The 23,037-nt window shown below is 60.6% G+C and carries 20 protein-coding genes; 6 read left to right on the top strand and 14 right to left on the bottom strand.

Annotated elements, in window-relative coordinates; genetic code table 11:
- Positions 1 to 86: 86 nt before the first annotated feature.
- The 5 genes from M3P21_RS02860 to M3P21_RS02840 form a co-directional block, all read right to left on the bottom strand.
- Positions 87 to 1,709, bottom strand: coding sequence for an AMP-binding protein (locus M3P21_RS02860; protein WP_249706633.1), 1,623 nt, complete (start codon positions 1,707 to 1,709; stop codon positions 87 to 89).
- A gap of 335 nt (positions 1,710 to 2,044) precedes the next feature.
- Complete coding sequence (locus M3P21_RS02855; RefSeq protein ID WP_249706631.1) at positions 2,045 to 3,424, bottom strand: parallel beta-helix domain-containing protein; 1,380 nt, start codon at positions 3,422 to 3,424, stop codon at positions 2,045 to 2,047.
- Positions 3,425 to 3,445: 21 nt separating this feature from the next.
- Complete coding sequence (locus M3P21_RS02850; RefSeq protein ID WP_249706630.1) at positions 3,446 to 4,531, bottom strand: tetratricopeptide repeat protein; 1,086 nt, start codon at positions 4,529 to 4,531, stop codon at positions 3,446 to 3,448.
- Between the two features lie 17 nt (positions 4,532 to 4,548).
- Positions 4,549 to 5,709 carry a cytochrome-c peroxidase gene (locus tag M3P21_RS02845; RefSeq protein ID WP_249706628.1) on the bottom strand — a complete coding sequence of 387 codons (1,161 nt, stop codon included), beginning with the start codon at positions 5,707 to 5,709 and terminating at the stop codon, positions 4,549 to 4,551.
- Complete coding sequence (locus M3P21_RS02840) at positions 5,699 to 6,364, bottom strand: c-type cytochrome (protein WP_249706626.1); 666 nt, start codon at positions 6,362 to 6,364, stop codon at positions 5,699 to 5,701. The genes M3P21_RS02845 and M3P21_RS02840 overlap by 11 nt, the downstream gene beginning before the upstream one ends.
- Before the next feature lie 235 nt (positions 6,365 to 6,599).
- Here M3P21_RS02840 and M3P21_RS02835 point away from each other — a divergent pair, with 235 nt between their 5' ends.
- Positions 6,600 to 7,544, top strand: coding sequence for an AraC family transcriptional regulator (locus M3P21_RS02835; protein ID WP_249706624.1), 945 nt, complete (start codon positions 6,600 to 6,602; stop codon positions 7,542 to 7,544).
- A 47-nt stretch (positions 7,545 to 7,591) separates the two neighbouring features.
- Here M3P21_RS02835 and M3P21_RS02830 read toward each other — a convergent pair whose 3' ends face one another.
- Together M3P21_RS02830 and M3P21_RS02825 are read right to left on the bottom strand one after the other, a co-directional pair.
- Positions 7,592 to 8,212 carry a 2OG-Fe(II) oxygenase family protein gene (locus tag M3P21_RS02830; protein ID WP_249706622.1) on the bottom strand — a complete coding sequence of 207 codons (621 nt, stop codon included), beginning with the start codon at positions 8,210 to 8,212 and terminating at the stop codon, positions 7,592 to 7,594.
- A 120-nt stretch (positions 8,213 to 8,332) separates the two neighbouring features.
- Complete coding sequence (locus tag M3P21_RS02825; protein ID WP_249706620.1) at positions 8,333 to 8,518, bottom strand: hypothetical protein; 186 nt, start codon at positions 8,516 to 8,518, stop codon at positions 8,333 to 8,335.
- A 298-nt stretch (positions 8,519 to 8,816) separates the two neighbouring features.
- Between M3P21_RS02825 and M3P21_RS02820 the strand changes: the two genes are divergently transcribed.
- Together M3P21_RS02820 and M3P21_RS02815 are read left to right on the top strand one after the other, a co-directional pair.
- Positions 8,817 to 9,548 (top strand): glycosyltransferase family 25 protein, encoded by a 732-nt coding sequence (locus M3P21_RS02820; RefSeq protein WP_249706619.1) that lies wholly within the window; start codon positions 8,817 to 8,819, stop codon positions 9,546 to 9,548.
- A 164-nt stretch (positions 9,549 to 9,712) separates the two neighbouring features.
- On the top strand, positions 9,713 to 10,366 hold the full coding sequence (locus M3P21_RS02815) for an NAD-dependent epimerase/dehydratase family protein (RefSeq protein ID WP_249706618.1): 654 nt from the start codon (positions 9,713 to 9,715) through the stop codon (positions 10,364 to 10,366).
- Between the two features lie 48 nt (positions 10,367 to 10,414).
- On the opposite strand, the gene M3P21_RS02810 is transcribed toward M3P21_RS02815, so the two are convergent.
- Entirely contained in the window at positions 10,415 to 11,065 is a 651-nt protein-coding gene (locus M3P21_RS02810) for a peroxiredoxin (protein ID WP_249706617.1), read from the bottom strand.
- Between the two features lie 156 nt (positions 11,066 to 11,221).
- Between M3P21_RS02810 and M3P21_RS02805 the strand changes: the two genes are divergently transcribed.
- Positions 11,222 to 12,661: an aldehyde dehydrogenase family protein gene (locus tag M3P21_RS02805; RefSeq protein WP_249706616.1), complete on the top strand. Its 1,440-nt coding sequence runs from the start codon at positions 11,222 to 11,224 to the stop codon at positions 12,659 to 12,661.
- Positions 12,662 to 12,949: 288 nt separating this feature from the next.
- On the opposite strand, the gene M3P21_RS02800 is transcribed toward M3P21_RS02805, so the two are convergent.
- Positions 12,950 to 13,597, bottom strand: a complete 648-nt coding sequence (locus M3P21_RS02800) for an RluA family pseudouridine synthase (protein ID WP_249706615.1) — start codon at positions 13,595 to 13,597, stop codon at positions 12,950 to 12,952.
- 96 nt (positions 13,598 to 13,693) lie between these two features.
- Between M3P21_RS02800 and M3P21_RS02795 the strand changes: the two genes are divergently transcribed.
- The gene (locus tag M3P21_RS02795) at positions 13,694 to 14,104 is read left to right on the top strand and encodes a nuclear transport factor 2 family protein (RefSeq protein ID WP_249706614.1); all 411 of its coding nucleotides are present in this window, start codon (positions 13,694 to 13,696) and stop codon (positions 14,102 to 14,104) included.
- A gap of 59 nt (positions 14,105 to 14,163) precedes the next feature.
- Positions 14,164 to 14,817, top strand: a complete 654-nt coding sequence (locus tag M3P21_RS02790; RefSeq protein ID WP_249706613.1) for an SGNH/GDSL hydrolase family protein — start codon at positions 14,164 to 14,166, stop codon at positions 14,815 to 14,817.
- 293 nt (positions 14,818 to 15,110) lie between these two features.
- Here the strand turns inward: M3P21_RS02790 and M3P21_RS02785 are convergent, their stop codons facing one another.
- The 5 genes from M3P21_RS02785 to M3P21_RS02765 all read right to left on the bottom strand — a co-directional run bounded on the left by M3P21_RS02785 (position 15,111) and on the right by M3P21_RS02765 (position 23,030).
- Positions 15,111 to 17,564 (bottom strand): GcvT family protein, encoded by a 2,454-nt coding sequence (locus M3P21_RS02785; RefSeq protein WP_249706612.1) that lies wholly within the window; start codon positions 17,562 to 17,564, stop codon positions 15,111 to 15,113.
- Between the two features lie 87 nt (positions 17,565 to 17,651).
- Positions 17,652 to 18,626, bottom strand: coding sequence for a GlxA family transcriptional regulator (locus M3P21_RS02780; protein ID WP_249706611.1), 975 nt, complete (start codon positions 18,624 to 18,626; stop codon positions 17,652 to 17,654).
- Positions 18,627 to 18,637: 11 nt separating this feature from the next.
- On the bottom strand, positions 18,638 to 19,534 hold the full coding sequence (locus M3P21_RS02775; protein WP_249706609.1) for a homocysteine S-methyltransferase family protein: 897 nt from the start codon (positions 19,532 to 19,534) through the stop codon (positions 18,638 to 18,640).
- Positions 19,531 to 20,583 (bottom strand): zinc-binding dehydrogenase, encoded by a 1,053-nt coding sequence (locus M3P21_RS02770; RefSeq protein WP_249706608.1) that lies wholly within the window; start codon positions 20,581 to 20,583, stop codon positions 19,531 to 19,533. Before M3P21_RS02770 ends, M3P21_RS02775 begins: the two co-directional genes overlap by 4 nt.
- A complete protein-coding gene (locus M3P21_RS02765) occupies positions 20,580 to 23,030 on the bottom strand; it encodes a GcvT family protein (protein ID WP_249706606.1) in 2,451 nt (816 codons plus the stop codon). Before M3P21_RS02765 ends, M3P21_RS02770 begins: the two co-directional genes overlap by 4 nt.
- Positions 23,031 to 23,037 lie beyond the last annotated feature (7 nt).

Below are 23,037 nucleotides of genomic sequence, written 5' to 3'. Positions count from 1 at the left end.
TTTTCGGAAAACGGGTTGAAAACCCGCGCCCGCCGCCTTTCAGAGGCGGGCGCGACCAATTGGTTTCGGAACGATATTCCAATGCGTCAGCCGCGCAGCTCTCGGCGCAGGATCTTTCCGACATTGGATTTCGGCAACTCATCAAGGAAGGTGATCTTGCGCGGGGTCTTGTAGGCGGTCATCTCGTGCCGGCAATGCGCGACGATTTGCTCTTCGGTCACGTCGGATCCAGCCTCTTTGACCACAAAAACGCTGACCAGCTCGCCGGTTTTCTCATCCGGCTCGCCAATACAGGCGCATTCGGCCACACCGTCGCAAGCCGTGACTACCCCTTCGATCTCATTGGGGAACACGTTGAAGCCGGACACGATGATCATGTCTTTCTTGCGGTCAACAATGCGCAAATAGCCGGCCTCGTCAAACACCCCGATATCACCGGTGCGGAAGTACCCGTCGCTTGTGAAAGAACTGCTGTTGGCCTCGTCATTGTTCCAGTAGCCCGTCATCACCTGTGGGCCTTTGGCGCAAATCTCGCCGCGCTCTCCCAGGGCTGCTTCCTGATCGCTGTCGTCCAGCAGCTTGATATCAGTCGAGGGCACCGGCAGGCCGCAGGACCCGGTGAATTCACTGACGCTCATCGGCACCACCGACAAGAGCGGCGATGTCTCGGACAGACCATACCCTTCGGTGATATGGGTGCCGGTCAGAGCCTTCCAGTTGTCCGATGTGGTCTCGATCACGGCGGCACCGCCTCCGATGGACGCTTTCAGCTTCGAGAAGTCGACTTCTTTCGTGCCCGGATGCATGGCCAGGCCAGCAAACAGAGTGTTCACACCAGGGAACACCGTGACGCCAGCAGTCTTGATTGCAGCATGGAACGCATCAATATCGCGCGGGTTAGGGATCAGGATGATCCGGCAGCCCAGCGACAGATAGGCCAGTGATACGGTCAGACCAAAGATATGGTAGAGCGGCAGAGCCGCGACCACGACCTCTTCTTCCGGGACTGCTGCCTGCGGCAGGAACGCCTTGAGTTGTTCAAGGTTGGCCACCACGTTGCGATGGGTCAGAACCGCGCCTTTGGACAGTCCGGTCGTGCCGCCCGTATACTGGAAGAACAGATTGTCATCACCGGTCAGGCCAACGGGGCGGTATTCCAGCTGCGCGCCCTCGGCCAGCACATCGGCCAGCTTGATGGTGTTGCTCAGACGCGCATCGACCGGCGGGGTCGGGATCGGCAGCCCGGGACCATCACCCAGATCGATGGTGATCACGGTTTCGATCGGCGTGTTGCCGATAATTTCGGCCAGAACCTGGGTCGAACCGCCAAAGATCACGATCTTCTTGGCACCCGCATCGTTGAGCTGATGCTCAAGCTCGCGCGGGGTGTAGAGCGGATTGACGTTAACCTGAACGCCGCCAGCCCGCAGGATGCCAAGCATCGCAATCGGGAACGCGAAGATATTGGGGCACATCAGCGCGACGCGGTCACCGCGTTCAACGCCCAGCTTGTTCTGCAGATAGGCGGCAACGGCACGCGACTGCGCCTCGATCTGCGCATAGGTCATCTGCTGGCCGAAGCAATCATAGGCGACGTTGCCAGCATATTTCTCGGCGGTCTCTTCGAACAAAGCCACGATCGAGGAATACTGATCCGGGTTGATCTCTTCGGGGACGCCGGGGTCGTATGTTTTTACCCAGTGTTTCATTGTGGTTTCTCCTCCGTATTGGCGCTGTTGGATGGTGACCTTGATTTCAGGGGCTTCGGTCACGCTGGCAGCAGGAATTTCGATGTGGACGTGCGGGACATCTCACAGACCGGGCGGCCAATGCAGCCCGTAATTGCAGCAAGCAGGGCGGTTTCGCCTGCTTGGTACTCAGTAGGATGAGGCTTGCACCCCGTCAGCCCGGGGGCTGTCATAGTCCTCTGTTTTTCGAAGACAAATGGCGTCAAAACAGCGGCTCTCCAGCGTCGAAATGAATACCGGCAGTTCCGCGAAGATCAAAAAAGGTGGTGGGCGATTGCCCACCACCCCTGGATCCGTTAGCCACCCAGTTCGTTCAGGATGTAGTCGGCAATTGCGTTCAGGTTTTCTTCACCCAGATAGGCCTGCGGGGGCATTTCCGGGAAATCCTCACGCTTGCGAACCGGTTCCGAGATATACTCGATCATGCCATCGGCATTGTCCTTGTACAGCGCCTGGATCGACTGCATGGACGGCCCGTGCAGAACCGAGTCATACGTGTGGCAACCGGTGCAGACGGCCAGATAGGTCAGACGACCCTTCTGCTCGGCGGTGTAGACGGGCTCTTCCGCGCCACCGGGAATCATGGCGGTCTTCATCTCGGCCGCGCTCAGCGACGGATCACAGGTCTCCCAGCGATCGGTGCCCAGGGATGCAACCTCGTCCGGATTGGCAAGACAGCTGCCGCGACCCTTGCCGAGCGCAACTACATCGAGACCCGAAGCACCGGCCTGTTTGATCAAGTCGCCCAGGATACCGGTCATATCCTCGCCATTGCCGCTGAAGGTGTTGGCCATGATGATGGCTTCGTCGGAATAAGGATCGTTCTTGGGGTCGGTGGACATGCCAAACAGCGTCTGATCCGCCACCAAAATACCAGCAGTCCCGTTATTCTTGATCTCGTTGTTTTCGATGGTGGTCTTGTCCGGGCCGACAATCCCGATGCCGATGCCTCTGGGCACCTGCGAGGCGATCGAACTGGCCGGGGCAAAGTTCTCGATGTTGTTGTCTTCGATCAGGTTGTCGCGGATGACAAGGTTGTTGGCGTCTTTCACCGGCAAGCCGGGGATCAGGGTCAGGGTAATGCCAGCCGAATTGCCATAGACATGGTTGTTTGCCATCAGACCGTTGCGGGTGTTTTCGAATTCCAGCCCCATGACGTTGCCAAAGGCGATGTTTTCAAACACATCCACATTGTCGGACATACCAACATAGACGCCCGCATCCTCAGCGCCAGAGACGGTATTGCCAGTGATCAGACCGTTGATGCCGTATTGCGGAAAAATCCCGTAAAACGCACCTTCGACATAATTGTTGGAGATGGTAAAGTTGTTGGCACCCTGGGTCATGATGCCGTTGCCCTTGTAGGCTTTGACAAAGAACCCGTCGATTGTCGAGGAGTGGCCCGAGGTGATGATCCCGTCATTCCGGATAAGTTCACCATCCATCACGGCCCAGTTGTCACCGTCACGCAACCCGCGAATGGTGATGTTGGGCTTGTCGATGTAAACCGATTGCTTGTAAACGCCCGGCTCGACCAGAATGGTATCGCCCGGCTGCGCCTGATCGACATATTTCTGGATTTCGTCGCCGGACGGCACGGTGATGTCCGCTGCATATGCTGCCGACCCCAGAATGGTCGTGCACAAAATGCTGCTGAGGGCAAGTTTTGTAGTCATTGGATGGGTCTCCCTATATTATTAGTTCAGGTCGCTGGAGTCTTTGCCAGTGAACGGGTTTTCCTCGCCATGGCCAAAAGATGCGATCGCTTTGCGGGTCAGCAATTCGGGATTGCTGGCCAAGCGTTCGTTTCTCTTGTCGTTGAATTGAGTCGCCATATCACCCTGGTCCAGCCGCAAGGCCAGCCCGCCCAGATGTTTGGTGTCATCAACGTAGTCCTGGCCGTTTTCCAGCGCGGGGTCGACCTCCAGTGCCGCTTGCAGGAGCGCGATGGCTTTTTCGTCTTCACGCTCGCCCATATATGCCTCGACCAGGGCGCGGTGCACTGTCAGATCATTCGGGTTCAACTCGTTGGCCTGCTCAAGCAGCTCGATCCCGCGAAGCGCATCGCCACCAAGGAAGGGCGGCAGGGCCACAAGAACCTGACCCAGCATCAACTGAGACAGACCATCCAGTGCCTCGGGCTTTTCGGCGATCGCGATCTCAAGATCCTCGATGGCCGATTTCATTGCCGCGTTCGCCTCTTCGGGGGGGGTTTCCTTGACAGTCGAGGCCAGGTTGTAGGCCGCGCGCAGAATCCGCGCCTCGGTCACCTTGGGGATGATCGGGTCGATCTTGGCCAGGATGGCTTCGGATTGGGCGCGGGTATCCTGCCAGCGCACATAAAGCTCGCTGGATTTTTCGATGCCTTCGTAGTGGTCCGCGTAGGAATTGGCGAGAACGTCGAAATATTCCAGATTCGCGCCCAGCACTTCGAGATGCTTTTCGATATTGTCGACGCGGAAGGTCACGAAGGCCCAGATCAGGTTGGTCGGCAGCGACATCTCATCCAGCGCCTGGCTGCCGGCCTGAACGGCACAGCCCATGGAGGCGCGATCCCACTTGGCCGTGGCTCCGGCCTCATAGGCCGCCATCCTGGCGTCAAATCCATCGATTGGGTCGCATTTGATAAATTCCGCTGCCTCGGCACGTTTCTTGGCCAGAAACTCGGGGTTTTCCAGATCGGACAGAACGGAGCCGGTCTGGGCAAAAGCGGGAAGGCTGATCAAACAGGTAAGGGCCGTCGAGAGCAGCGTGCCCTTCAGGTGCCGTGGTGATCGTGACATGTGTTCCTCCAATAAAGTTATAGTCCCGGTACGGGTGTCAGGCCCGATGGGAGTTTTTCGGGTACCGTTGGCATCAGGGTCTCGTCTTCGAGCGCGGACAGAAAGGCGACGATATTCACCATATCCTCTTTCGAAAGCTGCGGACCCTTGGTCATGTGTACGTGCCAGTGAATCTTGAGGTCCTGGCCTTCGGGGGCCATATGACCACGGTCATTGTTGTAGAAATCCACCACTTCGTCCAGCGTTTCGAACTGGCCGCTATGGAAATAAGGCGCCGTGCGCGTGATGTTACGCAGCGTCGGAACCTTGAAGGCACCCAGCAGGGCGGGCTCGTCCGTGTTCAGCGCGCCGGCACCGAGATCGGCATGCCCCAGATCGTTTTCCGGCGCTCCGACCACCGAAAGCTCGCTATCGGTGAACAGCGGCGGAATGTGGCATTGCGAGCACCGGCCCACAAATCCACGAAACGCGTTCATACCCAGCACTTCCTGCGGACTCAACGCGGAGGCGTCGCCATGGGCATAGCGGTCATAGCGGCTGTTGAAGCTCACCAGACTGGCCTGAAACGCCGCCAGCGCCGTACCGACACGTTCGACCGAGGGCGGGGCCTCAAAGGCGTCGTCGAACAGTTGCACATAGGCCGGGTTGTCCAGCAGGGCGGTTTCCACGCCCTCCTTGGTGTTGCCCATCTCGACCTCTGAAAAGAGCGGCAGCAGTGCCTGTTCTTCCAGCGTCTCGGCCCGCCCATCCCACATGAACCTGGGCTGGAACCCGACGTTCCAGAGGCTTGGTGTCGACCGGGGCAATTCAGTGCGCGCCGCACCGGTGGTCGCGCCAAGCGATCTCTTCCGGCCATCGCTCAGCCCGCGTTCCGGCTGGTGGCAGGAGGCACAGGACATATCCTTTTCGGCGGACAGGATCGGGTCGAAAAACAGGATCCGGCCAAGGTCGATCTGCTGCGGCGTGAAGCGTCCCGAAAGCAATTCGGGAAGTTCGGCCTGCACCCCGCCATGTTGGTCCGGCGACGCATAGAAATCATAGAGCGTGACCAACTCGCAGGTGCCATCAGCCAGTTTCTGGTGACTGGCTGGGCAACTATCGCTGAGCTGCCACGCGTCGGACACGGCGGGAAAGGCGATCCCGCCGAGCAATGTCAGAGCAAGTATTTTAGTGCGCATTTGCGTTCGAATCTTTCGACGGTGGTTCGAAGTTTGCGATGTAGTTGACGATGGTATCGACATCTTCGTCACTGGCGATGGCAACAGCCATATCACGCATCTGAATGCCATGCGTGTCATCCGGGTGCGAGCCACGCGTGCCGTCGCGGAACTTCATGAGCTGGTCTTTGAGATACCAGCTATGCTGCGCCGCCAGACGCGGCGCGCCAAGACCGGATGCGCCCTGGCCTTTGGCCCCGTGACAGCTGGAGCAGTTGTTATAAAGACCGCGATCCGGGAATCCGATCGGCCCGACTTCCTGCTCGATCGCCACGATTGGCATTGCCGCGACATAGGCGCTGATTTCGTTCATGTCGTCCGCGGAGAGTTCCGCCATGATCTCGACCATGCCCTGCGCCATCGCCTCATCTTCGGTGAAGACGCGGATGCCGGTGGTAACGTTGCTGTATTGACGCAGAATATACTCTTGATCCAACCCGGCGATCGAAGGCGACATCAGATCGACGTCCCCTGCCCCGTTTTCCAGATGGCAGGCCGAGCAATTCTCCTCGTACAGATCGGCGCCCGAGGCTGCCGCCAGACCGGGTAGGATTGTGGCCCCCGCCACGGCAATGCTAGAAACGGCTGCACGCAAATAGTTGGATTTATTGTTCATTGGTAATTCCCTTCCGCGCGGCACGCTATTTGGATCGCAGCGACGCGACTCCTTTGGCAGATTTTGAGACTATAGCTTTTGCGTCTACCCGAGGCTTGACACGTTCCGCCAACTAATTGACAATTTAGGACATGAAGAAATTTCGTGCTCTGCCCACATGTCCGCGCCTAAAAAGAAGCCGCTAGAGCCCGATGTGCCAGTCCACTGGTTTGTAACCGCCTTGCTTGAGCGTGGCGTGTCGCGAGCAGACCTCTGCAAGGCGCTGAAGTGCCGTGACGACGACATCGGTTCCTACGTTCTGGAAACCACACCGGACCGGTATCTGCGTCTGTTCGAACAGGCGGCTATCGATCTGGGTGATCCATCTCTTGGCTTGAATATCGCCAAATCCGCTAACCCCAATCACTTCGGATTGCTTGGTTATATCGCGGATAATGCCACCAGTATTCGGGATTTCTGCGTTTTTGTGGATCACTACTTCGACATTTTCACCCCACATTTCGGAATTGAGTTCAACCGGTCGGGGGGTCTGTGCAAAGTAACCTACAGCGAAGAATTGCTGCCGGGAAGCGATTGCCGACAGGACATCGATTTCACTTTGGGGTTTCTGGTCGAAACCATGAGAAAGAAAATCGGTGACATGCGCTGGACACCGAAATTCTGCTATTTCACCTATTCGAAACCCAAGCACCTGTCGGTGCATCACGACGTTTTTGGCACCGAACTGAAATTCAACGCGCCCGTGAACCAGATCATTTTCGATCAGAAAATTCTGCAGGTGCCCATTTCGGGGGTTGATTCAGACCTTTTGACCGTCCTGCGTCAGCAGGCTGATCTGTTGATCAATCAACCCTACGCGTTTCAGAATATCGTGCGCAAAGTGAAACTGATCCTGACATCTCAGCTCAGCCAGTCGAATTTGACCGCCGAGTCCGTTGCCGACAAGCTGAATACATCCGTTCGAAAGCTCCACCGCGATTTAAGCCGCGAAGACACGTCGTTCCGGGAATTGCGCAATCAGGTAATCGAGGCGGCGGCAAAAGAAGCGCTGGATTTTTCGGACGCATCCGTTTCCGAAATTGCAGAAAGTCTGGGGTATTCGGAAACAAGCGCGTTTGTCCGCGCGTTCAAACGAACCGAAGGCATAAGTCCGCTGCAATATCGCAAACGCGCATCATAGATCCCACAGACCTTATTCCGGTCTGAAAAAATCGGCCGCTGCCGCGTTCAATCCCATCGGTAATTGAAGCTGATGCTGATCCGCTCTTCTTCGGCCATGTTCATCGGCACCTCATGGCGCAGCCAGCTTTCCCAGAGCAGCACATCGCCCACTTCCGGTTTCACATATATGAACGGCTGCAACTCGCGCCGCGCATCTTTGCGGCGCACCGGGGCGGCCATCATCCGGGCCGAGCGCGGGTCTTCCAGCTTCAGCGCGCTGGCCCCCTTGGGCATCGCCACATAGGTGGTGCCGGAAATCACGCTGTGCGGGTGGATATGGCTGGCATGCATCCCGCCCTCGGGCAGGATGTTGATCCACAGGTCCTCCAGCGTCAGCGCCCGGTCATCAAGATCAAATTCCAGATCCTGGGCAAATGCCGCCACATGGGCATCCAGCACCTTGACCAGATCGGCGAAGATCGGAAACCGCCAGGGCAGATCACTCAGCGACGCATAAGAGGTATAGCCGGGATAGCCGTTTTCCTCGCACCAGGCCTGCCCTGCCTCGTCATCCTCGGCGATGACAAGGCAGGAGGTTTCCAGCTCGCCCGCATCAATCCCGGGGGCGAATTCGGACAAGGCAGCGCGATAGAGGCGGGTGACGAAGAGCGATTCAATCTGTGACATGCGCCCGTCTTATCGCAGCTTCGACATAGGCGCGAGGGGGCACGCGGCGCGCCGGGCTCAGAGGTCGGGTCGGGAGCCGGGCGGACACAGGTGACCCGAGCGGGTCACCTGCAAGGGTAATTACTGTGTAATCGGCGAGCAGACCGTGGCACCCGCTTCGGTCGTCGCAACCTGATAGCCACCCGGGCAGCTTGGGTTGCCAACCTTGTCATAGGTGGGTTGGACATAAACCGGTTCCGGCTCGGGCTGCGAGCACGCCGCCAGGGCAAAAACGAACGAGCCGAGCAAAGCAACTTTCAGGTTCATCTGTGAATCCTCTTGATTATCAATAGTGAAGGCCCCGATGACTCGGCACCGGGAGAGAACAAGTTCTCTCTCACAATGTTGCATCCGGACCGCCATGTGTCGATCTCATTTTGGAACAATTCCCGTAAACGGCGAAAAACAACCTCTTCCGGATCAGGCATGCGGGCCGGGAATTGCGCGCCGTGCCGGTTCTGCCTATACCGGATGCACAGAATAATCGAGGTCCCCCGGACCAAAGCTGCGCAGCCCGGATCAGGCCGGTTCGGCGCAAACGCTGTGTTCCGGAAAGCGGTCAGGCATGCGCAGTTTCATCATCCATATGTCGTCCAGCACGGCGCGTCGGCCCAACGCAGAGCGGCTGCGCGACCAATTGCCCCACGCGGAATGGATCGAAGCGGTCAATGGTCGCGATGCCGCACAGATCGCCCATGTGACGCCGTATCCGGGCAACCTGCACCGACCCCAGTATCCGTTTGCGCTGCTGCCGACCGAGATTGGCGTCTTCGAAAGCCATCGGCGCATCTGGCGGAAGATGGTCGATGAGGGGATCGACGGGGCCATCACCGTCGAAGACGACCTGCAGATCGACCCCAAGCGATTCGCCACGGCGCTGGAGATGCTTACCGAGGCCGCAACGCCTGATCACTATATCCGCCTGCCGGTCAAACAACGCGAAGTGCCCGCCCGGACGCTGGTCGAACGCGACGGGCTGCGCCTGATCCTGCCCAAGGTGATCGCCCTGCAGTGCCAGTGCCAATATGTCGGCCTCAACGCCGCCAAACGGCTGCTGGACGCCACAAACGAGATCGACCGCCCCGTCGATACCTTCCTGCAGATGCATTGGATCACCGGGCAGCCGGTTCATGCGCTGATGGGAACCGGAAATCAGGAGGTCGCCGCGCAGATCGGCGGATCGACAATCCAGAAATCGGTCCCGACAGGCGAAAAATTCGCCCGCGAAATCAAGCGTGCCGTCTATCGCGCAAAACTGCACCTGCATCCGCAACGGCCCGTTGTGCGATCCGGCTGAACACCGCCAACCGTGTGCTCGAGAAATACTCCGATGCCACAGGCATCAGCGCTGGCAAAAAACCTCGCCGCCTGTAATAAATCGCACTTCCAACGAGATATTCCGGCTTGGCCTCCTCTGGTCACTCAAGCATAGCTTGCCACGCAAACAAATATGAGGTTGCCATGCCCAACATAGCTCTGATCCTGGGCGGAACCGGTCTTGTCGGCCGGCATGTCCTGGAGCGATTGATCGCGGAAAATCACTGGGATCGCGTTATTGCCGTGACCCGTCGAAGCCTTGATACCGGGTCAGAAAAAGTGACCGAGGTGATGGGAGGGGCCGACACAGTGGAAGATATCGCGGCCAGGATCGTTGCCGATACCGTATTTTGCTGCATCGGGACCACGCAAAAGAACGCTGGCGGGCGCGAGAGTTTTCGCAAGATCGATCATGATTACGTCATCCGCTTGGCAGAGATCGCGCATCAGAACGGAGCAAAGAATTTCGTCCTGATTTCATCGCATGGCGCAAGGTTGGGATCGCCGAGTTATTACCTGCACGTCAAGGGCGAAATCGAGCGGGACCTGCAAGCGATCGGTTTCGAAACGCTGGACATTCTGCGGCCCTCGCTGCTGCTGGGCAAGCGTGACGAAAGTCGTCTGGCCGAGGAATGGGGCGGGCGCATCTTGCCGCTGTTCGATTTCTTGATGATCGGGCCGCTGCGCAAATTTCGCCCTATCCGCGCCGAGCAGGTTGCCAAGGCGATGTCTGCAATCGCATTGCAAAAAGGCACGGGTGTCACCATCCACGCGAGTGATGAACTCGCATCATTCTGACGCGCCGCAGAGAACAAGGGGGGCAGGCACCCCCCCTGCCCGGACGCCTTATTGCGGCGCCTTGGTCTTGCGCAGGTACGGGAAGATCGTTTCGAACTCGCCGAACTTCTCTTTGGCCTCGTCATTGCTGACCGCTGGCGGGATGATGACATCTTCGCCCGGCACCCAGTTGGCCGGGGTGGCCACCCCCTTGGCGGTCATCTGCAACCCGTCCAGCGCGCGCAGAATCTCGGCAAAGTTCCGACCCACGGTCATCGGATAGGTCATCGACAGTTTCAGCTGCTTGTCCGGCCCGATGATGAAGACCGACCGCACCGTGGCGCTGTCAGCGGGCGTGCGGCCATCGGGCAGATAAGCCTCGGCGGGCAGCATGTCGAAGGCTTTGGATACAGCCAGACCGTCATCGGCAATGATCGGAAAACCCGGGTTTGCCCCGCCATAGCTTTCGATGTCCTGCTTCCATTTCTTGTGGTCCTCGACCCCGTCGACGGATACGCCCATCACCTTGGTGTTGCGGCTGGCCCATTCATCGGTCAATTGGGCCACGGCGGAAAACTCTGTGGTGCAGACCGGCGTGAAATCCTTGGGATGCGAGAACAGGATCGCCCAGCTGTCGCCGATCCAGTCATGGAACTTGACGGTGCCCTGGTCGGTCTCGGCGGTGAAATTCGGAACAGTATCGTTGATGCGCAACCCCATGGTCGGTCTCCTCTGATTTTGAAACGACTCAATATGTCCGCGAGACTAGAACTTTGACGGCTTCGTTGCATCCCCCGGCTTGTGGAATCGAAAACGCAATGCAAGAGTGACCAAAATCCGACCGATTGGTCGAATTTTACTTCGAGGAGAGAGCCCATGATCGAAAAACGCGATTTCTATATCAACGGCGGCTGGGTGACCCCGGCCCGGCCCCAGGATCATCTTGTTGTCAATCCCTCGACCGAGGAGCCCTGCGCGGTGATTTCGCTGGGCACCCTGGCAGACACGGATGCGGCGGTGGCCGCGGCCAAGGCAGCGCTTCCCGGCTGGATGGCCACGCCCCCGGCCGAACGGATTGCCCTGGTGGAAAAACTGGTCGAAATCTACCAGAGCCGCAGCGAAGATCTGGCGCAGGCCATGTCGCTGGAGATGGGCGCGCCGATTGACATGTCCCGCACGCAGCAAGTCGGCGCGGGCATCTGGCATCTGAAGAATTTCCTGCACGCAGCCAAGGCGTTTCAATTCGATCATCCGCTGGGCGATCACGCGCCCAATGACCGGATCATCCACGAAGCGGTGGGCGTCGCGGCCCTGATCACGCCCTGGAACTGGCCGATGAACCAGGTGACGCTCAAGGTTGGCGCCGCAGCGGTTGCGGGGTGCACCATGGTGCTGAAACCCTCGGAAGAAAGCCCGCTCAATGCGATGATTTTTGCCGAGATGATGGACGAGGCCGGGTTCCCCCCCGGTGTGTTCAATCTGGTGAACGGCGACGGGCCCGGAGTTGGGACGCAACTCTCGGGGCATCCGGATGTGGATATGGTGTCGTTTACCGGATCGGCGCGAGCTGGTGCGGCTATCTCGAAAAACGCGGCGGATACACTCAAGAAAGTGCACCTGGAACTGGGCGGCAAAGGTGCGAACCTGGTCTTCGACGATGCCGATGAAAAGGCCGTGAAACGCGGCGTGCTGCACATGATGAACAACACCGGTCAAAGCTGCAACGCGCCAAGCCGGATGCTGGTCCAGCGCGGGGTCTATGACAGGGCGGTCGAAACCGCGGTCAAAGTGGCGGCAAAGGTCACCGTCGGCAGCGCGCAGGACGACGGACGCCATATCGGCCCCGTGGTCAATCAGCTGCAATGGAGCAAGATCCAGGATCTGATCCAGACCGGTATCGACGAGGGCGCCCGCATGGTTGCGGGCGGCACCGGGCGGCCCGACGGGTTCAACAAGGGGTATTACGTCAAGCCCACCGTGTTCGCCGATGCCAACAACCAGATGACCATCGCCCGAGAAGAGATATTTGGCCCGGTCCTGACCATGATCCCCTTCGACACCGAAGAAGAGGCAGTCGCGATCGCAAATGACACCCCTTACGGCCTGACCAACTATGTGCAGACCACCGATCCAGCACGGGCCAACCGGATGGCACGTCAGCTGCGTTCAGGCATGGTCGAGATGAATGGCCAGTCCCGCGCGGCGGGCTCACCCTTTGGCGGCATGAAGATGTCCGGCAACGGCCGCGAGGGCGGCGTTTACGGGATCGAGGATTTCCTGGAGGTCAAGGCGGTCAGCGGCTGGACGGCTGAGTAGCGCTGACACGGATTGCAGTACGAGGTCCATGGGGGGCCTTGCGGTTTTCCGAGATCAAGCGCGGCGTGGGCGATATCACCCGGCGCGTGCTGACCGGGACCAGTGCGCGTTGGGGCGCGATGGCTCTCTGACCCGCACCGTCATCCCCGGCCCCCGATCGAAGTGCATTATGATCTGACGGAATTGGGGGCGGAATTTGTTGAACACGACACGCCGCTGGTCCACAGGGCATCGAAACGGCGTGAGACGGTTCTGGCTGCGCGCGAAAGCTGGGAACAGAAACAGCGTTCAGAAATCCGGCTTGGCGCGGAACTTCATCGACACGCCGCCTTCGGGGTTCTTCAGGCGCAACTCTTCGGAATGCAGCATCAGCCGCCCATGCTCGCGCGCCGCGCCCGTGGCGTAGAACGGATCGCCCAGTATCGGGTGGCCCAGCGCCTGCATATGCACCCTAAGCTGGTGCGAGCGCCCGGTTTTGGGCATCAGCCGCAGGCGCGTAGTTTCACCGTCATGACGCAGCACGCGCCAGTCGGTCACGGCGGGTTTTCCGGTCTCGTGACAGACCATCTGTTTCGGGCGGTTGGGCCAGTCGACGATCAGCGGCAGATCCACAGTGCCGGTCTTGGGTTGCACCACGCCCCAGACCCGCGCCACATAGGTCTTGCGCGTCTGCCGCTTCTCGAATTGCAGGCCCAGATGACGCTGCGCATGGGGGGTCTGGGCAAAAACCATGACCCCCGAGGTGTCCCGGTCGAGCCGATGCACCAGCAGCGCCTGCGGAAATGCCGCCTGCACCCGCGTCAGCAGGCAATCGGCCAGATGCGCGCCCTTGCCCGGCACCGAAAGCAGGCCGGGTGGTTTGTTGACGACAATCAGTTGCGCGTCTTCGTGCAGCACATCAAGCGGGGTTTGCGGAGGATCATAGCTCTCGGACATGCGGGCCTGCCTATCGCAGCCCCAACCCTCACGCAACGTCGTGCTTGCCCATCAAGACCGCATCCGCGATTTTTGCAGCAACAGAGAGGAAAGATCATGCACCCAACCATCACCAGAATGCAGGAGATCATCGCCAAGGGCGACGATACCCTGATTGCCGAAGTACTTGCCGAAGATGTTCGCTTTCAGCCGCCGACCTACTACAAGATCTGGACCGGTCGCGCGCCTGTGGCGGCAATACTGGGGCATGTCGGCCAGATATTTTCCGACTTTCGGTACCGCCGCATCATGGGCGAGGGCAAAGACTGGGCGCTGGAGTTCCAGTGCAAAGTCGGAGAAATGGACGCGATCGGCGTCGACCTCATCACGTTGAACGATGATGGGCTTGTGCAGGAGTTTGAGGTGGTCATGCGCCCCTACAAGACCATCGGTGCCCTGCGCGAGGCGATGAATGCCCGGGTGAGCACAGACGCGCGGTTCCTGAAATTCCGCGAGGCGCTGTCCTGATCGCGCCAGATCAGATACTGCGTCTGCCGCTGCTGCCCGTGCTTCTTGGGCAGGGGCTCATGGTGCGGCGCAAGGCGCAATTGTTGCCGGAACCGCAAGGCCCGCGCGCGGGACGCGCCGGGTCCGGCCCGCTGCTGCGGGTGCTGATTGCCGGCGACAGCTCGGCTGCAGGGGTGGGCGTGGCGACACAGGATCAGGCGCTGTCAGGGCGGATCGTCGCAGGGCTTGCGCATGATTTCACCGTCGACTGGCGTCTGGAGGCCACCACCGGCCACACCACGCGCGACGCCCTGGACCGCCTGCTCCGGCTCGAGGACCGGTTCGACGTGGCTGTCACGGCTCTGGGTGTCAATGACGTCACGCGCGGGCGCAGCTGCGGGAAATTTACGGCGCAGCAGCACGCGCTTCTGGCGCATCTGACCGGCCCGTTGCAGGCGCGCTGCGTCGTGGTGTCGGGCGTTCCGCAAATGGAGCGGCTCCCCGCCCTGCCGCAACCCCTCGCCTGGGTGCTGGGCCAACAGGCGGCCCGACTGGATGCGGGGTTGCAGAGGGTCGCAGAGGGATTTCCGCAGGCGCACCACCTGTCAACAGAACTGCCGGATGAACCGGGGATGGCAGCGCCCGACGGCTATCACCCCAGCTCTCGGCTTTATGACCTCTGGGCCAATCAGATTGTGCAGATCATCCGGGATCAGGCCCGAGCGCGCAACTGACGGAACAGAGACACCGAATACAGTGACAGCGCCGACCAGATGATGCGATGGGCAACGAACTCAACCGGGGGATATGCGCCAAGAACTTCATGTAAGCGGCAGAAACCCCCACAGCACATCGGCGGCGATACGTATTGTTATGCCCTCCAGGGGCGCAGTTGGCGCCATCCGCGCAATTGCGAGGCGGCGCCTCGCGCTCCGGGATATTTTCGGCCAGATGAACAAGGGATCCTGCATCCATCCGGCTCCAAATATCCCTGTTGATGCCGGGGCAGTGCCCCGACCTTCACCATTCAGACCTTTACCCGCTCCGATTTGGGATCGTACATCGGTTTGAGTGAGGCTTCGGCCTTTACCCTCACGCCGCAGATGTCAATCTCGTAGGTCGAGGCCAGAACGTCCGCCGCCTTTTCACCTTCGCAGGGCACATAACCCAGACCAATGGCGGCCCCCAGCGTGTGGCCGTAATTGCCCGAGCTCAGATAGCCCACATATTCGCCATCGCGCAGGATGGGTTCGTTGTGGAACAAGAGCGGCTCGGCATCGGTCAGCCTGAATTGGACCAGCCGGTTCCTGGGGCCGGTCTCCTTGCGCTCGATCACCGCCTGCTTGCCGATGAAATCGCCGGGCTTGCCTGCTTTGACCGCAAACCCCAAACCGGCATCAACCACGTGATCCTCGCAGGTGATGTCATGGCCGAAATGGCGGAAGCCCTTTTCGATCCGGGCGCTGTCCATCATGTGCATTCCGCACAGCTTCAGGCCCATATCCTGCCCGGCGTCATGCAAGGTTTCAAACACATGTCCAGCCATGTCGGAGGCCACGTAGACCTCCCAGCCCAGCTCGCCCACGTAAGTCACGCGGTGGACACGGGCCAGACCCATGCCGATCTCGATCTCCTGCGCGGTGCCAAACGGGTTCACCGCGTTCGAGAAATCGGCGGGCGAGACCTTTTGCAGCAGCGCGCGCGCGTTCGGGCCCATCACGGCCAGCACGCCTTCGCCCGCAGTCACGTCGGTGATGATCACGTTGAAATCGCCTTTGTGGCGTTCCATCCAGGTCTGGTCAGCCAGCCGCGTTGCCGCCGGGGTGACAACCAGATAGGCCAGCTCGCTCAGCCGCGTGACGGTCACATCCGCCTCGATCCCGCCAGCGCGGTTGAGGAACTGGGTATAGACGATCTTGCCCACCGGCCCCGAATAATCCCCACCGCCGACATAGTTCATGAAAGCCTCGGCATCGGGCCCCTCGACGCGGATCTTGCCGAAGGTGGACATGTCATACATGCCCACATTCTCGCGAATGGCGCGATGTTCAGCGGCGGAATTTTCGAACCAGTTCTGACGCTTCCAGCTATACTGGTATTCCCGCTCCTGTCCCGGATTTGCGAACCAGTTGGCGCGTTCCCAACCCGCCAGCTCACCCATCACCGCGCCTTGTTCCAGCAGGTGGTGATGGAACGGTGTCCGGCGCACGCCACGCGCGGTGGCTTTCTGGCGATAGGGATAGTGGTCGGCATACAGCAGGCCCAGCGTTTCTTTTGAACGCTCGAACAGATACTGCTTGTTGCCCTGGAACGGCTGCATCCGGCTGATATCGACATCGCCCAGATCGAAAGGTTTCTCGCCGCTATCCATCCATTCGGCCAGCGCCATGCCCGCGCCACCTGCCGACTGGATACCGATCGAGTTGAACCCTGCCGCAACCCAGACATTGTCCATCTCAGGCGCAAGGCCAAGGTGATAGGCATCGTCGGGCGTGAAGCTTTCAGGGCCGTTGAAAAACGTATGAATCCCAGCCTCAGCCAGCAATGGCACGCGGTTGCAGGCGGCCTCGAGGATCGGCTCGAAATGGTCGAAATCCTCGGGTAGCTGGTCAAATTCGAACGTGTCGGGGATGCCGTTCATGGCCCAGGGCTTGGCGTTGGGTTCAAACGCGCCCAGCAGGAATTTCCCTGCGTCTTCCTTGTAATAGGCGCATTCGTCCGGCACCCGCAGCACCGGCAACCGGGTCATGCCATCGATATTCTCGGTGACGATGTAGAAATGCTCGCAGGCATGCAGCGGTACGTTCACACCCGCCATGCGACCCACTTCATGACCCCACATGCCCGCGCAGTTCACCACCATGTCACATTCGATATGGCCCGAATCCTTGCCATCATCCGAGACCCAATCGACCCCGGTGACCTTGCGGCCCTGCTTGACGATCTCGGTGACCTTGATGCGCTCCTTGACCACCCCGCCACGCTGACGCGCGCCCTTGGCCAATGCCAGCGCGATGTTGGCCGGATCGCCCTGCCCGTCCAGCGGCAGATAAACCGCGCCTTTGACACCTTCCAGATTGATATGCGGATACAGCTCCTGCACCCGCTCGTTGGAAATCTCTTCGACTTCAACCCCAAAGGCGCGGGCCATGGCGGCCTGACGATAGATCTCTTCGCGGCGCTCTTCGGTCAGCGCAACGGTGATCGAACCACAGCGCTTGAACCCGGTGGCAACGCCGGTTTCCTCCTCAAGCGAGCCATAGAGTTCCTGGCTGTATTTCGCCAGCCTGGTCATGTTGGCGGTGGCGCGCAGCTGCGCGATCAGACCGGCGGCGTGCCACGTGGTGCCGGACGTGAGCTGCTTGCGTTCCAGCAGCACAACATCGCTCCAGCCCTTCTTGGTCAGGTGATAGGCGACCGAACATCCGATCACGCCCCCCCCGATGATGACAACCCGCGCCTTGCTGGGAAGATCTGCCATGGTTTTATCTCCGAATCTGCCGTTGCTTCTGTATTGCCACGGGTATGCGGCGGGAAATCTGCCAAAAGCGTCAGGCCGTGCCGGAAATCAGGGATGATCCGGCACCCGCCTGCGGCGGCGGACCGCAAAAGGCGTGACGCCAAAGAAGCTTTTGTAGATGCCCGAGAACCCATTCGGGAAACCACAGGCCAGACCGACCTCGCCGATACTCATCGTGGTGTTGAGCAGCAGGTTGTTGGCCTTGGTCAGGCGCATCTCGCGGTAGAAGCCATTGGGCGTGGTGCCCAGAAACGTCTTGAACTTACGCTCCAGCGAGCGGTTGGACAGGCCCAGCGTGCCCACCAGTTCATGGATCGCGACCGGCTCTTCGATATTGGCCTGCATGATCTTGATGCACTGGTCCAGCTTCTCGTCCCCGGTGGTGGTGGATTTGATGCCGGAATAGGGCTGCGGCGAAGCATAGTCGCGGACGCGTTCGTGCAGAAAGATGTCGGACACCGTCATCATCGCCGCACTCGACATGTGCCGCCCGATCAATTCCAGCGTCACGTCGATGGTCGATCCCATGCCGGCGCAGGTCACCACCTGCCCGACCTGCGAGGCCAGCGCATGGCGGGCATCAAGCGGTTCCATCCGTTCGCGCAGGATGAAAGAGTTTTCCCAATGGGTCGTATGCTGGCCTGACTGGCCACCGAAATCGCGAATGTAGCGGGTCGCGGCCTCGGCCAGCAGGAACACCTGCGCGCCGCGATAGGTATAGTCCTGCACCATGCGGCCCAGCGACATGTCCGGGTGATCCGGGTCGGCATTGCCGATCACGAAGACATAGTCGGCATCGGCATTGCGGTCGAGCTTCAGAGTCTCGACCGTGGCGCCCGCCCGGCAGGCCACCGGCCCGCCACCGCGCGACCGGTACCGCCACGAGAACTGGGTCTTGGGAAACACCCGGTTCGCCGTACGGATCACATCAACCACACCGGCAACCTCGGTCAGTACAAACCCATCCGCGACGATCACGTCGAAATGGATGTTACGCGGCTGTGGTTCGGATTTGCCCGCCATCCCCTGCCACCCTAGACGACGTTATGGCCCGCGGCGCGCAACCTGCGCGCCAGTTCGGCGATATGGGCGGGGCCAACCTCGCAACAGCCGCCGACGATCGTGGCCCCTTGGTCGAGCCAGCCCATGGCGTGATCGGCATAAACGACGGGTCCCAGATCCTGCCGCTGCTCCAGCGCATCAACCGTGGGCGCATCCGCCAGAAACGCCTCGGTAATCCGGGTGAACCCGTTGGCATACGCGCCAAACGGTTTTCCGAAACCCTTGATCCGGTCGAGCGCGGCAGGGATTGCCTCGGGGCGGGAACAGTTGATCAGCAGGGCGTCAGGATCAAACCGCGCAACCAGCGGGGCGATGTCAGCGACCGCCTCGCCCGAACGAAAGCGGTTGCCATCCTCGTCCATCACACTCAGCGCCAGCCAGACCGGTCTGCCACAGCCTTCGGTGCCCGCCAGCGCGCCTTCTGCTTCGAGCAGCGACGAAACGGTTTCGATCAGAAACAGGTCCACATGATCGCGCATCCGCGCCACCAACTCGCCGTAGCGCGCTTTTGCCAGATCTACGGGCGGCTGCAGGTCGGGGCGGTAGGAGGCCAGCAGTGGCCCCAGTACGCCTGCGATCCGGCCCGACCCATGGGCATCACGTGCCGCTTTTGCCTGGGCAAGCGCCGTATCGACCAGATGCAGCAGCTCCGCCTCAAGCCCGACACGCTCCAGCCGGTTCCGGTGCAGCGCGTAGCTGTTGGTAGAGGCAATCGTGGCACCCGCGCGAAAATAGTCGGCATGCACGTCGCCCACGAGGTCCGGGTGGTCGATCATCACCTGCGTCGACCAGAGCGGCGTCGCCCGATCACCACTGCGTTTGACCAGTTCCTGACCGATCGAACCATCCAGAAGCGTAATATCCGTCATGGGATCAGCACCAGTTTGCCGGGATGTATCTTGGTCTGGAAATCCTCCTGCGCGCGGGCGATTTCACGCAGCGGGTAGGTTTTCGAGACCAGCGGCCTGATCCGGCCTGCGTTCATCAGGGCCGCGAGGCGCCCGAACACCTCGGGCGGCTGATGGGTGCAGCCGTGGATGGTGATGTCGCGCAGGTAGATCTCGCGCAGGTCGGCCTCGACCATCGGCCCCGCGATCGCGCCCGAGACGGCATAGTGCCCCCCCGGTTTCAGCGCCCGGATCAGCCCCGACCAGGCCGGGCCGCCCACCACGTCGATGACCACGTCGAAACTGCCCGTGGGCAGCGGGGCATCGCGGTCAAACGTACCCGCCGCGCCCTGCGCCGTGACCACCTCTGCCTTGGCCGGTGCGGTCACCCCCGAAACACGTGCGCCGCACAGGGCGGCAAGTTGCACGGCGGCCAGGCCGACACCGCCCGAGGCCCCTGTGATCAGCACCTCGTGGCCAGCGGTGACGCCGGCACGGGTCAGCAGGTTCTCGGCGGTGCCGAAAGCGCAGGGGATGGCGGCGATCTCGATATCCGACAGCGGCGAGGCGGTGACGTCATAAAGGTCATCCGCATCGACCAGACAATATTGCGCGAAGGCCCCGTCAATCTCGGAACCCAGCGCGATGAACCCCTGCGGCGCGCCGGGGCGCGGGCGTGGCAGGTTGATCGGGCAGGTCACGCGATGGCCGGGTTCGAAACCGGCGCCCGGCCCGACCTGTTCGACGATGCCGCACAGATCACCGCCCTGAATGCGCGGGAAAGCAAGCGCACCACCCCAGCCGCCTGCCTCGACCTCCTGGTCGACCGCATCGGTGGCCGAGGTGACATCCGCAGAATACCAACCGACCCGCGTGTTGATATCGGTGTTGTTGACGCCAGCGGCGGCCACCCGCACCAGAACCTGCCCCGGTCCGGGGATCGGGACAGGAATGTCGTCGCGCCATTCCAGCGCCTCTGGCCCGCCGTGGCGGGTCAGGTAAGCGCCGGACATGGTCGCGGGTCGTGTCATGCGCGCAGCCGTTCGTTTTCGGGATCCCAGAGCGGTTGATCCTCCTGTACCACGGCCCGGCATTTCTGGCCGTAGATTTCTACTTCCAGCTCGGTGCCCGGATTTGCAAGCTCGGCCCGGATCATGCCCAACGCGATGGACTTGCCAACCCGGTACCCCCAGGCGCCCGAGGTGGTCTCGCCCACGATCTCGCCATTCTGCCAGATGCAGGACATGTAGGGCGCGTCGCAATCCCCCGCCTCAAGCGTCATGGTGACAAAGGACTTTTTCACGCCTTGCTGCTTTTCGTTCAGGATCGCGGCCTTGCCGGGGAAGTCTTGCGGCTTGTCGAGCTTGACGAAGCGGCCCAGCCCGCCTTCGAGCAGCGAGTAGTCGGTCGACAGATCGCCCTTCCACGCGCGGTAGCCCTTTTCGATGCGCAGGGAGTTCAGCGCATACATGCCAAAAGGTTTGGCACCGGCACCGATGATCGCGTCATAGATCGCGGGCATGTCTGCATTCAGCGCGTGCACTTCCCAACCCAGCTCTCCGGCAAAGGACACCCGGATCAGGTAGGCGGGTTGCCCGGCAACTGTCGTCGATTGATGGGTCAGCCAGCCGGTGGACAGATCGGCATCGGTCAGACCCGACAGAATCTCACGCGATTTCGGACCGGTCACGATCAGCGTGTCGCGGGTGGTGGTCACGTCTTCGACGGTGACGCTTGCGGGCATCGCGCCCCGCAGCAAATCGCGGTCGTGCCACTGCGCCGTGGCCGCCGTGATCATCATGAAATCGTCCTCGCCCATCCGGACACAGGACATTTCCGTCAGGATGCGGCCCCGGTCATCCGAGACATAGACCAGATTCATCCGGCCCACTTTTGGCAAGCCGCCGGTGACCAGCCCGCGCAACGTCTCGGCTGCGCCCTCGCCCTTGACCATGAAGCGCGAGAAGCCGGGCAGATCGAGCACGCCGCAATGGTCGCGCACCGCCTCGCATTCTTCCTTGATGCGCTGCTCCCACGGGCCAGACCGGCCCCAGGTATGGGTCGCCTCAAGCGAGGTGTCATCGCCCGGCTGCGCGAACCAGTTGGCACGTTCCCAACCGTTATAGGCCCCCATGACACCGCCCTGTGCCTTGACCTTGTCGTGCACCGGCGAGAGTTTCTTGTCGCGCGCGGCGGGCCATTCGTGGTGGGGGAAGTGCATGGCATATTCGTTGCCATAGACCTCCATGCCTTTCTGGTTGCAGTAATCCTGATCGGTGTAGTCGGTGTAACGGCGCGGATCGACCGCCCACATGTCCCATTCGGTCGCACCATCGACGATCCATTCCGCCAGCACCTTGCCGGCCCCGCCACCCTGCGCGATGCCGAAGGTGAATGTGTGTGCTTCAAAGGCATTTTTGACTCCCGGCATCGGCCCGATCAGTGGCAGGCCGTCCGGCGCGTAGGGGATCGGACCGTTGATGACACGGCCAACACCGGACGTCGCCATCAGCGGCACCCGCTCCATCGCGTCGGTGACGATATCCTCGATCCGGTCCAGATCGTCATTCCACAGCTGGAACGAGAAATCCTGCGGCATCGGATCGTCCTCGGTCATCCAGTGGCCCTTGCAGTTAGGCTCGTAGGGACCAAGGTTGAAGCCGTTCTTTTCCTGCCGCAGGTAGTAAGAGATATCCACGTCGCGCAGCAGCGGCAGTTTCTTGCCCCCGTTTTCCTTGGACCACGCCTCGACCTCGGGCACTTCGTCAGTCAGCAGGTACTGGTGGCTCATCACCATTGCGGGCACGGTGCGGCCGCCAAATGGCTTGAACATCTCGCCCACACGCTGCGCATAATAGCCTGCGGCGTTCACAACATAGTCGCAAGTGATGTCCCCCTTGTCGGTGTGCACGGTCCATGTGCCGTCGTCATGTTGCGTCACGCCGGTCGCCGGGCAGTACCGAATGATCTTCTGCCCCATGTCCCGCGCCCCCTTGGCCAGCGCCTGCGTCAGCTGCGCCGGGTCGATGTCGCCATCGGTCGGGTCATAGAGAACGCCCTCTAGGTCGTGGGTCTCAAGGAAGGGATAATGCTCTTTCGCCTCTTCCGGGGTCCACATCTCCATCGGGATACCCTGATAGCGGCCCATGGCCATGGCGTGTTCGAATTCCTGCATCCGTTCCTTGCTGTGCGCCAGACGGATCGAACCCGACACGTGGTAGTTCATCGGATAGTCGACCTCGTCTGCAAGACGCGAATACAGTTCGGTCGAATAGCGCTGCATATTCATGATCGCCCAGGAATTCGAGAAGGTCGGCACGTTGCCCGCAGCGTGCCAGGTCGAACCGGCGGTCAGTTCGTTCTTTTCCAGCAACACGCAGTCGGTCCAGCCCTTCTTGGCCAGGTGGTACAGCGAGGAGGTCCCCACCACACCGCCACCGATGATCACCACGCGGGCCTTGTTTGGAATATCAGCCATTGTCTTG

Source organism: Ruegeria spongiae, from assembly GCF_023502395.1.
GTDB lineage: Bacteria > Pseudomonadota > Alphaproteobacteria > Rhodobacterales > Rhodobacteraceae > Ruegeria_C > Ruegeria_C spongiae.
Note: the sequence above shows the minus strand (reverse complement) of the source record. Positions and strands in the feature narration are given on the sequence as shown.

Bases quoted from the DNA above. Each gene is read 5' to 3' on its own strand.
- M3P21_RS02815 (WP_249706618.1), top strand. From the start codon at position 9,713: ATGCCCAACATAGCTCTGATCCTGGGCGGAACCGGTCTTGTCGGCCGG.
- M3P21_RS02850 (WP_249706630.1), bottom strand. From the start codon at position 4,531: ATGTCACGATCACCACGGCACCTGAAGGGCACGCTGCTCTCGACGGCC.
- M3P21_RS02785 (WP_249706612.1), bottom strand. From the start codon at position 17,564: ATGGCAGATCTTCCCAGCAAGGCGCGGGTTGTCATCATCGGGGGGGGC.
- M3P21_RS02770 (WP_249706608.1), bottom strand. From the start codon at position 20,583: ATGACACGACCCGCGACCATGTCCGGCGCTTACCTGACCCGCCACGGC.
- M3P21_RS02795 (WP_249706614.1), top strand. From the start codon at position 13,694: ATGCACCCAACCATCACCAGAATGCAGGAGATCATCGCCAAGGGCGAC.
- M3P21_RS02800 (WP_249706615.1), bottom strand. From the start codon at position 13,597: ATGTCCGAGAGCTATGATCCTCCGCAAACCCCGCTTGATGTGCTGCAC.
- M3P21_RS02820 (WP_249706619.1), top strand. From the start codon at position 8,817: ATGCGCAGTTTCATCATCCATATGTCGTCCAGCACGGCGCGTCGGCCC.
- M3P21_RS02810 (WP_249706617.1), bottom strand. From the start codon at position 11,065: ATGGGGTTGCGCATCAACGATACTGTTCCGAATTTCACCGCCGAGACC.
- M3P21_RS02855 (WP_249706631.1), bottom strand. From the start codon at position 3,424: ATGACTACAAAACTTGCCCTCAGCAGCATTTTGTGCACGACCATTCTG.
- M3P21_RS02765 (WP_249706606.1), bottom strand. From the start codon at position 23,030: ATGGCTGATATTCCAAACAAGGCCCGCGTGGTGATCATCGGTGGCGGT.
- M3P21_RS02825 (WP_249706620.1), bottom strand. From the start codon at position 8,518: ATGAACCTGAAAGTTGCTTTGCTCGGCTCGTTCGTTTTTGCCCTGGCG.
- M3P21_RS02790 (WP_249706613.1), top strand. From the start codon at position 14,164: ATGGTGCGGCGCAAGGCGCAATTGTTGCCGGAACCGCAAGGCCCGCGC.
- M3P21_RS02780 (WP_249706611.1), bottom strand. From the start codon at position 18,626: ATGGCGGGCAAATCCGAACCACAGCCGCGTAACATCCATTTCGACGTG.
- M3P21_RS02830 (WP_249706622.1), bottom strand. From the start codon at position 8,212: ATGTCACAGATTGAATCGCTCTTCGTCACCCGCCTCTATCGCGCTGCC.
- M3P21_RS02775 (WP_249706609.1), bottom strand. From the start codon at position 19,534: ATGACGGATATTACGCTTCTGGATGGTTCGATCGGTCAGGAACTGGTC.
- M3P21_RS02805 (WP_249706616.1), top strand. From the start codon at position 11,222: ATGATCGAAAAACGCGATTTCTATATCAACGGCGGCTGGGTGACCCCG.
- M3P21_RS02860 (WP_249706633.1), bottom strand. From the start codon at position 1,709: ATGAAACACTGGGTAAAAACATACGACCCCGGCGTCCCCGAAGAGATC.
- M3P21_RS02840 (WP_249706626.1), bottom strand. From the start codon at position 6,364: ATGAACAATAAATCCAACTATTTGCGTGCAGCCGTTTCTAGCATTGCC.
- M3P21_RS02845 (WP_249706628.1), bottom strand. From the start codon at position 5,709: ATGCGCACTAAAATACTTGCTCTGACATTGCTCGGCGGGATCGCCTTT.